This window comes from Aeromonas sp. s10, assembly GCF_040907975.1.
In the GTDB taxonomy this organism is placed as follows: Bacteria; Pseudomonadota; Gammaproteobacteria; order Enterobacterales; family Aeromonadaceae; genus Aeromonas; species Aeromonas caviae.
The window spans coordinates 104,644-116,096 of sequence record NZ_JBFOCV010000040.1 but is presented as its reverse complement, the minus strand read 5'-3'; the positions used below and the strand labels follow the sequence as shown (position 1 = coordinate 116,096).

Here is an 11,453-nt window from a genome sequence, read left to right as displayed (position 1 = left end):
GCTGGCGATGCAGCCGACATGCTGAGGGTATTTGCAATACTGTATATACGTACATATACTTGCAATCACAATCATCAGGAGGGCGCCGCGATGGCCGTTGAGATCAAGTATGTTGTGGTACGTGGGGGAGTGGAGAAGATGACCTTTGCCAGCAAGAAAGAGGCGGATGCCTATGACAAACTGCTGGACACCGCCGATGAGCTGATGACACTGCTGGCGGGCGCGCCGGTCGCGCTTGCACCGGAACAGCAGGAGAGTCTGGCCTTTTATCTGGCCGAGCAGCGGGATCAGTTGCAGCAGGTATTGCGCGGTGGAAAAGGGCAGGGGAATTCCCCCAAAGAAGACAAGCAGGATACTGAACTGCCAAAGGGAAAGCCCCTGAAGAGCGTGGCTTGAGACAAAAGGGCGGGGAAGGGGATGTGAGGCAGAAGCCGCTCTCTCATTCATGAAAAGTGCAACTTAAGTCATTGTCACGACTCTTTTCCCCGAGAATTTTCCAACCACACCGCATATTTATTGAATATGCCGATTGCTCGTCATCATGGGGTATCACAGCAAGATGCCTCAGGTCGTTGCCCCCAAGGCGCACTGCAACCCCTGATGCCGATAACCCCATTTATCGGCATCAGGGGGGTGCGGCCCCGTTCAAAACATTCAACCGACATCACACACCATCATGACTCATCCAGCACTTCCACCCGCCATGCCACTGTTCGATAGCGTGGACCACCTTGAGGCGGGCAATCCCCAGGTCAACCAGTACCTCGCCACCCTGAGTCTTGGCAAGGTCCCCGACGCGGGGATCGTGTATGAGCTGGCCGTCGACTGGCTGCTGGAGCAGCGCCACAGCGAAAACAACTACAAGACCTATCGCAGTGAGCTGACCACTTTTTTGCACTGGTGTTTTTGCGAGGTGGCCATCAGCCCCAGGGATCTCACCAGGCGCATCATGATGCGCTATCTCGACTATTGCCAGGCGCCACCGTCCGGACTGATTGCCTATCGCAACGTCGCCCAGTTCGTGCTCGACAAGGAGTGGGGGGAACGGTTGCCAAACCCCCTGTGGCGTCCGTTTCTTGGCAAGCGGGAACTGGGCCGGGAGCTGCCGTATCGACTGAGTGAGCAGGCGATGAAGACAAAGCTCGCCATTTTGTCCGCCTTCTTCCAGTTTCTCATCCAGGAGGAGTACATGGATCGCAATCCGGCTCTCCTGCTGCAGCGGGTTAAACGTGCGGGACCCCAGGAGGCTGGTGAAGACGCGCAATCCTTCACCGAACTGCAATGGTCCTATGTGATGCAAGCCGCCAAACAGCTCGCTGCCGAATGCCCGGCACAACATGAGCGCAGCCGCTTTCTCATCTGTCTGATGTATGCCTGTTATCTGCGGATTTCCGAGGTGGCGGCCAGGCCGGGTTTCAGCCCCGTCATGGGCCAGTTTCGACGTGACGCCAAAACGGGCGTCTGGGGTTATGACATTCCCCGCAGCAAAGGCGGTAAACGTCGCACCGTGGCCGTTTCTCAGGCTCTGCTCGAAGCCCTGGCTCGCTATCGTACCTTTCTTGGACTTTCGCCACTGCCGGCCCCCGGGGAGCAGACCCCGCTGTTCGTACGCCACAAGGCGGCGGCCCATGGCCGCGAACAAGGCGAACTCAATGCCAATCTGGGTATCCGCCAGCTACGAGACTTGGTAATGGCGGTATTTGAACAGGCCGCAAGCCTCGCCGAACAAGACGGTTTTGATCAGGATGCCGCTGAAATGCGAACCCTGACGCCGCACTCCATTCGCCATACCGGTATCACCCATGACATCAATCTGCACGGCAGGCCTTTATCCCACGTACAAGCCGATGCGGGACATGACAGCATCGACACCACCTCCAAGTACCTACACACCGGCAACCGGGAACGTCACGAGAGTGCCAGCCGCAAGCCGCTGGACCACTTGCTCGACCAGAACCGAATATGATTGATAACCAGTGGTGAACAATAAAGCTGCACTCATAACCAAGATGTTGGACCTAAAGGCAATCCTTGATTGACCATGCCCTGGGACTCATAAAACACGACACTGCGCATAATGTATATTATGTTAAATTAAGTATCTTGGTATTCTGTCACCCTCAACCGAACTGTGTATAATGGTGGCAATTGATCCTATCCCCGACCGGATGTCTTAAGTGGCTGAATTAACATCAGAACAATTAAAACCCGCTTTCTCGATTGAGCAGTTCCCCACACTGGGCGAACTCGACCCCATTCCGTTTGCCGCCCTGCAACCCAGAGCGATTTCGGGTATCAAACGGCTGGCCAGTTTTGATGGTGACTGCCCGGTCATGATCCTCAACGGTTTCCCCGGTGCAGATTACGAGAATGTCTGCCAGACCCTGATCGCCTCTTCGAATGGCAAGGATGGCGACCTGTTCGATCTCTGTTATACCGAGAATCTCAACAACCCTTTCAAGCCCATCTGGCTGCGCCTGCAACCGGGCTCGGGTTTCGAGTTCTGCGAAATGGTCGGCGAGCTGCTCAAGCTGATGAGCCACCACCTCGACGCCGAGCGGCTGGTCACCCGGATCATCCGCAAACAGAACAACGACCCCAAGATCGTGGATTTCCTCTCCGATCTGGCCGCCCATGTCGCCCAGGGCCTCGAGTTCCAGCACCCGGTACTCATCAACCTGCTGATCCATCATGAGGATCAGCAAGCCCCTGTCGTCTACGGCCGCGACCTGAACTGGGATACCTTGTTCGGTTCCATCAACTATCAGACGGAACAAGGCTCCGTCTACGCCAACCAGCATCTTTTGGAACCTGGTCTGCTGCGGGAAGCCAACGGTGGTTACCTGATACTTCAGCTTGATGAGCTGCTGGATCAGCCTCATCTCTGGTTCAAGCTCAAGAACGCCATGCAAAAAGGCGAGCTGGACTGGAATGCCTATCAGGAAGGCAAGACGCTGACGCCGTTCTTCACCCCGGAAGCGACCCCCATCCGGTTCAAGTTGATCCTGGTCGGTGACAGGCTGGACGTGGCGGAATTCCAGATGCTGGACAGGGACATGGCGGAGCGCATCTTCCTGCGTGCCGATCTGGTCTCCGAAGTGAACATCGAGGAAGATCTCCCCGCCTTCCTGCAATATCTCGCCTGGCTGCGAGCGCGCTGGGCGCTGCTGGATTTCACGCCAAGTGCCCTCCTCGCCCTCTGTCGCCATGCCAGCCGCCTGTGTGACCACCAGGAGTGGCTATCCCTCTCCGAGGTACAGCTCGGCGCCATCATGCGCATGGCCGACAGCCTGGCCCGCGAGCTGGAAGCGACCTGCGTCACTGACGAACATATCCTGCTCGCCCTGGAAGAGCAGGATTACCGCCTCAACTATCTGGTGGAGCAATCGGATCAGGGTGTCATCGACGGCCAGATCCTGCTGCAGACCGACGGTGAAGAGGTTGGCCAGATCAACGGCCTTTCCGTCATCCAGGTGGCCGGCCATCCCTATGACTTCGGGGAGCCGGTACGCCTCACCGCGACCGTCCACCTCGGGGATGGCGATGTGGCTGACATCGAGCGCAAGGCGGAGCTCGCCGGGCACATTCACGCCAAGGCCATGATGATCATCCACGGCTACCTCTCCAACAAGTTCGGCGCAGAGAACCCCTCGCCGCTCTCGGCCAACCTGGTGTTCGAGCAGTCATACCACGAGATCGATGGTGACAGCGCCTCCCTGACCGGCCTGTGTGCCCTGCTCTCCGCCCTCGCCCGCCAGCCCATCTATCAGCACTTCGCCGTGACCGGTGCGGTCGACCAGTTCGGCAATGTGCAGGCCGTTGGCGGCGTGAACGAGAAGATTGAGGGCTTCTTCCGGGTGTGCAAGATCCACGGTCTCACCGGCAAGCAAGGCATTCTGCTGCCAGGCACCAACGCCCAGCAGCTCAACCTTTCTGATGAAGTGATCGCGGCAGTAGAGGCCGGCCAGTTCCACATCCACCCGGTGGATCACGTGGAAGAGGCTATCGAGCTGCTCACCGGCTGCGTCGCTGGCGAACCGGACATGCCGGATACCCTGTTTGGCCGCATCCAGGAGAGACTGGACGAACTCAATGGCACGGCAACCAAGAGTGGCGGCCTGCTGCGCAGCCTGCTGGACCGGCTGCTTGGCCGTTAAATGAAGTGATCGGAGTTGTTTAGCGAACATCTGTAAGCTAAATTGGCCCGGCTTTGACCCATATGAAGGATAAACAGCGTGACCCTAGATAACGACACCACTGATCCCCGCCTCTCCCTGTGCGAACAAGGCAAAGAGTCCTTTACCCGTGAAGAGCTGCTTGCCTGCAGCCGTGGCGAATTATTTGGTGAAGGTAACAGCCAGCTGCCCGCCCCCAACATGCTGATGATGGATCGCATCGTCAAGATTAACGACCATGGCGGCGAGCACGGCAAGGGTGAAATCCTGGCTGAACTCGATATCACGCCGGATCTCTGGTTCTTCGACTGCCACTTCCCCGGCGATCCCGTCATGCCTGGCTGCCTGGGCCTGGATGCCATGTGGCAACTGGTCGGCTTCTTCCTGGGCTGGAAAGGGGGTCCTGGCAAGGGACGTGCGCTGGGTGTCGGTGAAGTCAAGTTCACCGGCCAGATCCTGCCGACAGCCAAGAAGGTCACCTACAAAATCACCTTCAAGCGCGTCATCAACCGCAAACTGGTCATGGGCATTGCCGATGGCGTCGTCGAAGTGGATGGTCGCCCCATCTACAGCGCCACCGATCTGAAAGTGGGCCTGTTCAAAGACACCACCGCATTCTGATCCTGCTCCTGGGTGAGCAGAGACAACGTAAAGGGGCCACGATGGCCCCTTTCCTTTTGTACTGAGTGATGAAGTATCGGTTACTTCATGAAGAGGCCTGAGCCTCGCCCTTCCATGGCATCGCGCCAACCACCAAGCCAATGGCCCCTGGCATCCAGGCACTGGTACGGACACGCTTCTTTCTGTTTGCCGACTACGCCAGCCTGATAACCACGAGCGCGAGCTCTCTCCAGACGGTCCCGTTTCTGTCTCTTCATCATCTACGACCCTCTTCGTGGAACAAAAAAAGCGACCAGTTTTTCACCGGTCGCCTTCATCTTTACCCCAGGGGGGAGGCAGGGTCAAACAAAAAATTCCATGCTATTCAGGGGTTGTGACACAAGATACTGAACTGCATTAATTTTTGATGACACTTATTTATCGCTGATAGCGACGCAGCCAGGCAAAGGGCAGCGCCAGCAGAGTCAACCAGAACAGGCTGCCGCCACCGCCCTCGCCACCATCCTGACCGGTCTGGTTGTTGACCGGCGCATTGCTGACCACATAGCTGGCCGGGGCATTGCCCTGATAATCCGCCACGGCCGGCGTCAGTTTGACGGCGACCACGGTGGCGTTGGCGCGTTTGTTGAGGTCGCTCTCGCTGTCATAGCGATACGCCGTCGCGGCAATGGTGCCGTCGCTGCTGATGCCGCTCGCGTAAGCGATGTGATAGTACTTGCCGTTCTGGGCACACTGCTTGTTGCCGGCGTCATCCTTGCCACAGATGAGATCGTTCAGATACCAGCTGTTGGCCGGGGCGGCCGCGTTCAGCAGGAAGGCTTCCTGCATGCGGTTGGTGCCATTGACCACCGGTTGGGTCTGGTGACGGGAGTCGCGCCAGCCAACCACCATGTTGTGATCGTTGATGGCGGCCGCTTCCGAGCCTGCCCCCGAGACCGGCTTGTCCTGGAGAGGAAGGCTGGCCGCCGTACCCGGCTTGCTCAGGTTGAACAGGAACATCTCCACCGGGCGGTTCTGTCCCTTGTTGATGCGATAGCGCTGGTTGCCGATCACGTAGCCGTTGTCGTTGACGGCCACGGCCCAGCTGTGTTGCAGCTTGGCATCGTCCTTGCCAGGCTCGCCATCCGGCAGCGGGATGATCTTGGTGGTGCCCACGGTGCCGGCAGCCGTATCCAGGGTCCAGTAGCTGGCGAGGTTACGACCATCCAGATCACCGGTGCCCACCTCGCCGGTAGAGCTGTAGCCCACGCCGTAGAGGGTGCCGTTGTACTTGGCCACGCCCAGTGCAGAGGCGGTTTGCAGCACCTCGTCACGCTGATGGCCATAGGTGCCGGCCTGCATCAGCTTGTTGAACCCGCCCGAGCTGTTGAGCAGCCAGAAGCTCGCCTGGGTATCGACCCCGGGGCAGTAGCGGAAGTCACCGTACTGGCTGTCATTGCCCGTCTCGAAACACCACTTGTAGAAGTCACCGCCCACCTTGTGGCGATACTTGTCGCTGGCCGCGGTACCGGTCACCAGATACTGACCGTTGTCCAGCTTCTTGATGGAGGTGGGTACGCTCAGGCCGTGGGTGCTGGCCGCATCCTTGAGCTCGACCGGGTTGCCGTCATTGACCACGGCAAAGGCGGTGCGCAGCTTGCCATTCATCTTGTAACCGACCCGATCCTCCGGGACATCCCCGAGGGCCGTCACCAGGCCATCGACCTCGGAGCTGGTCACGTAGCCCAGGTTGCTGCGTTGATCCACCTTGTCCAGGAAGTCGCGACGCCACTGGTAGGCAAAGCCCGAGTTGTCGCTCCAGAAGGAGTTGCAGACCGAGTTGGAGAGCATGCAACCCTGCTCGAAACGGAAACGATCGACCAGGAAGTCGGCAAACCGCACGGTGGAGAAGTATTCCGCCATGTTGTTCTTGGTGTTGAGCCCGATGAGGCCGTTGGCATCGCCGCTGATCCCGCTGGCATAGCCTTTGACTTCGTCATCGACGATGGTGAAAAAGGAGCTTTGTGCCGCCTGCGCGTTGAGGCTGGCGCCGACCAGGATGGCCAGCATGGATAATTGCTTTTTCATCTACTTCCTTAGTCTTGATGTTTCAACGCTTCCAACTCCTCCCAACGGGAGAAGGCGTGTTCCAATGCGGCCTCTGCCGCATTCAATGCATCCAGTTTGGGCTGGGTCTGCTCTGCTGGCAGAGAGAAGAAACCGGGGTGGTTAATCTCGGCCTGCAGGGCATCGAGTTCCATTTCCAACTGTTCCAGCCGGGCTGGCAGATTATCCAGCTCCAGTTGCAACTTGTAAGAGAGTTTTCGTGTTTTTTTCGCAGGCTCCGCTGCCGACGCGACAGGCTCTGCCACCTTGATCTGGGTCGCCTTGGCCGTCTGTTGGGCGGCCTGCAGGGCTCGTGTGGCCATCATGTCGGCGTAGCCCCCGACATAATCGCTGATCCGTCCATCCCCTTCAAACAGCCAGCAGCCGGTCACGGTATTGTCGATGAAACGGCGATCGTGGCTGACCAGCAGCAGGGTGCCCGGGTAATCGGTGAGCAGCTCTTCCAGCAATTCCAGCGTTTCGACATCCAGGTCGTTGGTTGGTTCATCCAGAATCAACAAGTTACTGGGCTTGAGGAAGAGTTTGGCCAACAGTAGACGGTTTTTCTCGCCCCCTGACAAGGCCTTGACCGGGGTGCGCGCCCGCTTGGGCTCGAACAGGAAGTCCTGCAGGTAGCCAAGGATGTGGCGGGAGCGGCCGCGAACCATCACCTCCTGCTTGCCCTCCCCCACGTTGTCCACCACCGTCTTCTCGGGGTCGAGCTGCTCACGATATTGATCGAAGTAGGCCACTTCCAGGTTGGTCCCCTGGCGCACCGAGCCACGGCTCGCCTCGAGCTGGCCCATCAGCAGCTTGATCAGGGTCGACTTGCCGCAGCCGTTGGGGCCCACCAGGGCAATCTTGTCCCCGCGCAGCACCTGCAGATCCAGTCCCTGGAACAGGGTGCGATCACCAAAGTCCAGCCCCAGCCCCTCGGTCTCGAACACCAGCTTGCCGGAGCGGCCCGCCTCGTCCAGTTGCAGCTTGGCCTTGCCCTGCAGTTCCCGGCGCTGGGTGCGCTCCATGCGCATCGCCTTGAGGGCCCGCACCCGTCCCTCGTTGCGGGTACGACGCGCCTTGATACCCTGGCGCACCCATACCTCTTCCTGGGCCAGCTTGCGGTCGAACTCGGCGTTTTTCAGCTCCTCGACCCGCAGCCACTCCTCCTTGCCTTGCAGATATTCGTCATAGTTGCCGGGCCAGGAGGTGATCACGCCGCGATCGAGATCGATGATCCGGGTCGCCAGCTTGTGGATGAACTCCCGGTCGTGGGAGATGAAGACGATGGCGCCGCGAAAGTCCTTGAGGAACTCTTCCAGCCAGTTGATGGCATCGATGTCCAGGTGGTTGGTCGGCTCGTCCAGCAGCAACAGATCCGGGTCACACGCCAGGGCGCGGGCCAGAGCCACCTTGCGCAGCCAGCCGCCAGACAGACTGTCGAGCGTCACATCAGGGTCGAGATCAAGCAGGGTCAGCACCTGATTGATGCGGGTCTCGTACTGCCAGCCGTTCTGATAGTCGAGCTGCTCCTGCAACTGGCTCATGGTGCGAATGTTGGCATCGGAAGGGTCGTGCGCCAGGGCGTGGGAGACATGATGGTACTGCTTGAGCAGCTCCCCTACCCCGGCCAGCCCTTCTGCGGCGTAATCGAACACGGTGATCTCGCTCGAGGCGGGCGGATCCTGCTCGAGGCGGGTCACTTTCAAATCTTGTTGCAACACCAGACGGCCGTCGTCCAGCGGCAGTTCGCTGGCAATCACCTTCATCAGGGTAGACTTGCCCGCCCCGTTGCGACCCACCAGACAGAGGCGCTCGCCCCGCTCTATGGTGAGCTCGGCATGGTCGAGCAGCGGAAAATCACTGAACGACAGGGACGCGCCGTGCAATGTCAAAAGAGCCATGTTTGTTCCTTGTTGCTTATGAAAAAACGGGCGGCAGCGTGAGTCTGCCCCCGTTTTGTCGTCAAATCCTGCTCACCCCTGTGCCAGCCAGCCTTGCAGCTCTCCCAGGGTGAAAGGCCAGCCCAGCTCCCGGCCGGCACTGTCTTGCAGCACCGGGATGCGCACCCGGTAAGCCTCGAGCCAGATCTCCTCCTCTAGGATGTCGCAGCGGCGGGTCTGCGCGGCCACCCCGGCCTGTTCCACCAGCGTCCACGCCTGTTCGCACAGGTGGCAGCCGTCGGTGTGAAACAGGGTCAGCATCAGCCTTGTGCCTCGGCGTGAGTGATGATCCAGCAGTTGTGGATATGCTGGTTGCGCTCGAAGTCCTTGGGCCGGGTCTTGTTCGTGATGTTCTGCGCCTTGAGACCGATGGCGTCAAGGCCGGCCAAGTCCATCTTGAAGTGGCGCTTGTTGTTGGAGAAGACCAGGGTGCCGTCCGCCGCGAGCAGGCGCTTGAGGTGCTGCATCAACAGCAGGTGATCCCGCTGCACGTCGAAACTCTCGTCCATCCGCTTGGAGTTGGAGAAGGTGGGCGGATCGATGAAGATGAGGTCGTACTGCTCGTCGGCTTCCGACAACCACTTCAGACAATCCGCCTGCACGAACTTGTGCTCACGGCCCACCAGCGAGTTGAGGCGCATGTTGTCCTGGGCCCAGTTGAGGTAGGTGCGCGACATGTCCACCGTGGTGGTTTCGCGGGCGCCGCCGAGCCCCGCGTGCACGGTGGCACTGCCGGTATAGGCGAAGAGGTTCAGGAAGCGCTTGCCCTTTGCCATCTGGCCCAGCATGCGGCGGGTCTGGCGGTGGTCGAGGAAGAGGCCGGTGTCCAGATAGTCGTAGAGGTTGACCCAGAGGCGAGCACCATACTCCTGCACTTCCATCCGGTGCTGCTCTTCGGAGAGCTTCTGGTACTGCTGTTTGCCTTCCTGGCGCTCGCGCACCTTCAGGATCACCTTCTCGCCGTCCATGCCGGTCACCTTGATGGCGGCCTGCACCATGTCCAGCAGACGCTGGCGGGTCTTCTGGGCGGGAATGTCCTTGGGCGCCGCGTACTCCTGCACCACCAGATAATCCTGATAGCGGTCGATGGCAGCGTTGTACTCCGGCAAGTCCGCGTCATAGAGGCGGTAGCAATCGAGGTTCTCCTTGCTCGCCCATTTCTCGAGGGTCTTCAGATTCTTGCGCAGACGGTTGGCAAAGTCCTGGGCCACCTCTTTCTGGGAAGCAACGGCATCGAGGGCGATCTGATAGTTGCGCAGCTGGCACTCGAGGGCGCCGTTGAACAGGCGATACTGCTTGTCGGCACGCAAGCGCAGGCAGCTCAGGAGTTCGGGAGAGGCGGAGAGAATGGTGATCTTCCACCCCTGGAAGCCGCGGCGCAGGGCATCGCCAAGGGCCTGATGCACTTCCAGCAACGCCGGGAATTCACCGAGACGCTCGCCATAGGGCGGGTTGGAGATAAGCATGCCGACCTGACGGCTCTCTCCTTCCACAGCCGGCATCGGCAGCGGATTTTCCAGCTTGGTGACATCGGCCTGCTTGAAGGTAATGAGATGGGCCACGCCGGCGGCCTTGGCATTGTCACGGGCCTTCATCAGGACCCGGGTATCCGCATCGCAACCGAACAGTTTCACCTCGCAGCGCTGCATGCCGCGCTTGGCACGCACCTGGGCTTCCATCATCAGACTCTGCCACAGTTCACCATCGTGTTGCAGCCAGCGATCGAAACCGAAGCGCTCACGGCGCAGCGCAGGCGCCATGTCGGCAGCGATGAAGGCCGCTTCAATCAGCAGGGTACCGGAGCCGCACATGGGGTCCATCATGGGCTCGCCGGCCCAGCCGCTGCGGGCAATCATGGCCGCAGCCAGGTTCTCTTTGAGGGGCGCCTCGCCGGTGCCCTGGCGATAGAAGCGCTGGTGCAGCGCCGGGCCTGACAAGTCCAGCGTGATATTGGCCTTGCCTTTGCCAAGGTGCGCCATGATGCGAATGTCCGGGGACTTCTTGTCCACATCCGGGCGCACGTGACCGCGCTTGGTGAAGCGATCGACGATGGCGTCCTTGATCTTCAGGGCGCCGTACTGGGTATTGCGAATGGAGGCGTTGGTACCGGTAAAGTCCACCGCGATGGTGGCGGTACCGGAGAAGTGCTCTTCCCAGGGAATGGTATGGGCCCCGAGGTAGAGGTCCAGATCATCGTTCATCTGGAACTCGGAGAGCACCAGCACGATTCGGGAGGCAAAGCGGCTCCACAGACAGGCCTTGTAACCGATGGCCAGTTCGCCCTTGAAGTGGACGCCGGCCACGGTCTCACGGACCTGCTCCGCACCCAGATTGGTCAGCTCGACGGCCAGCAGGTTTTCCAGCCCTTTGGGGCAGGTTGCAAAAAATTCTTTCATCACGCTCACGGGGATGCCATAAAAATAGTGCCGCATTATACCTTATCGGCCCGCGCTCGGCACTCGAACCTTGGACAAAGGCGCCATATAAACGGCAAGAGGCGCGGCAAACGCTCCCCTCCCCCTTGCGGGCGACAGGATCCCGCTCCTGGCTGGCAGTTGTCTACCATCACATTCGTAAAGAATTCGAAAATCTTGCCCGGACCAGGCAGAAAATGGTCGTGACGACCAGACGA

At 59.6% G+C, this 11,453-nt stretch carries 9 protein-coding genes; 4 read left to right on the top strand and 5 right to left on the bottom strand.

Going from position 1 to position 11,453, the window contains the following annotated elements:
* Positions 1 to 90: 90 nt before the first annotated feature.
* From AB5Y59_RS14345 to fabA, 4 genes are all read left to right on the top strand, one after another.
* Positions 91 to 396: a YebG family protein gene (locus tag AB5Y59_RS14345; RefSeq protein ID WP_128271377.1), complete on the top strand. Its 306-nt coding sequence runs from the start codon at positions 91 to 93 to the stop codon at positions 394 to 396.
* Positions 397 to 676: 280 nt separating this feature from the next.
* Positions 677 to 1,966 carry a tyrosine-type recombinase/integrase gene (locus tag AB5Y59_RS14340; protein WP_368212202.1) on the top strand — a complete coding sequence of 430 codons (1,290 nt, stop codon included), beginning with the start codon at positions 677 to 679 and terminating at the stop codon, positions 1,964 to 1,966.
* A 211-nt stretch (positions 1,967 to 2,177) separates the two neighbouring features.
* Positions 2,178 to 4,157: a Lon protease family protein gene (locus tag AB5Y59_RS14335; protein ID WP_045524875.1), complete on the top strand. Its 1,980-nt coding sequence runs from the start codon at positions 2,178 to 2,180 to the stop codon at positions 4,155 to 4,157.
* Positions 4,158 to 4,235: 78 nt separating this feature from the next.
* Positions 4,236 to 4,796 (top strand): 3-hydroxyacyl-[acyl-carrier-protein] dehydratase FabA, encoded by a 561-nt coding sequence (fabA, locus tag AB5Y59_RS14330; protein ID WP_010674758.1) that lies wholly within the window; start codon positions 4,236 to 4,238, stop codon positions 4,794 to 4,796.
* A gap of 80 nt (positions 4,797 to 4,876) precedes the next feature.
* Here the strand turns inward: fabA and rmf are convergent, their stop codons facing one another.
* From rmf to rlmKL, 5 genes are all read right to left on the bottom strand, one after another.
* Complete coding sequence (gene rmf / locus AB5Y59_RS14325) at positions 4,877 to 5,053, bottom strand: ribosome modulation factor (RefSeq protein WP_010674759.1); 177 nt, start codon at positions 5,051 to 5,053, stop codon at positions 4,877 to 4,879.
* A 160-nt stretch (positions 5,054 to 5,213) separates the two neighbouring features.
* Positions 5,214 to 6,863 carry a DUF3466 family protein gene (locus AB5Y59_RS14320; protein ID WP_045524876.1) on the bottom strand — a complete coding sequence of 550 codons (1,650 nt, stop codon included), beginning with the start codon at positions 6,861 to 6,863 and terminating at the stop codon, positions 5,214 to 5,216.
* 8 nt (positions 6,864 to 6,871) lie between these two features.
* A complete protein-coding gene (locus AB5Y59_RS14315; protein WP_041215149.1) occupies positions 6,872 to 8,782 on the bottom strand; it encodes an ABC transporter ATP-binding protein in 1,911 nt (636 codons plus the stop codon).
* Between the two features lie 72 nt (positions 8,783 to 8,854).
* On the bottom strand, positions 8,855 to 9,082 hold the full coding sequence (locus AB5Y59_RS14310) for a glutaredoxin family protein (protein ID WP_151027402.1): 228 nt from the start codon (positions 9,080 to 9,082) through the stop codon (positions 8,855 to 8,857).
* Positions 9,082 to 11,253, bottom strand: a complete 2,172-nt coding sequence (rlmKL, locus tag AB5Y59_RS14305; protein ID WP_191967217.1) for a bifunctional 23S rRNA (guanine(2069)-N(7))-methyltransferase RlmK/23S rRNA (guanine(2445)-N(2))-methyltransferase RlmL — start codon at positions 11,251 to 11,253, stop codon at positions 9,082 to 9,084. Before rlmKL ends, AB5Y59_RS14310 begins: the two co-directional genes overlap by 1 nt.
* Positions 11,254 to 11,453 lie beyond the last annotated feature (200 nt).

Coding starts and splice junctions, on each gene's coding strand:
- AB5Y59_RS14345 (WP_128271377.1), top strand. CDS start 91: ATGGCCGTTGAGATCAAGTATGTTGTGGTACGTGGGGGAGTGGAGAAG.
- AB5Y59_RS14340 (WP_368212202.1), top strand. CDS start 677: ATGACTCATCCAGCACTTCCACCCGCCATGCCACTGTTCGATAGCGTG.
- rmf (WP_010674759.1), bottom strand. CDS start 5,053: ATGAAGAGACAGAAACGGGACCGTCTGGAGAGAGCTCGCGCTCGTGGT.
- AB5Y59_RS14320 (WP_045524876.1), bottom strand. CDS start 6,863: ATGAAAAAGCAATTATCCATGCTGGCCATCCTGGTCGGCGCCAGCCTC.
- AB5Y59_RS14315 (WP_041215149.1), bottom strand. CDS start 8,782: ATGGCTCTTTTGACATTGCACGGCGCGTCCCTGTCGTTCAGTGATTTT.
- AB5Y59_RS14310 (WP_151027402.1), bottom strand. CDS start 9,082: ATGCTGACCCTGTTTCACACCGACGGCTGCCACCTGTGCGAACAGGCG.
- rlmKL (WP_191967217.1), bottom strand. CDS start 11,253: ATGCGGCACTATTTTTATGGCATCCCCGTGAGCGTGATGAAAGAATTT.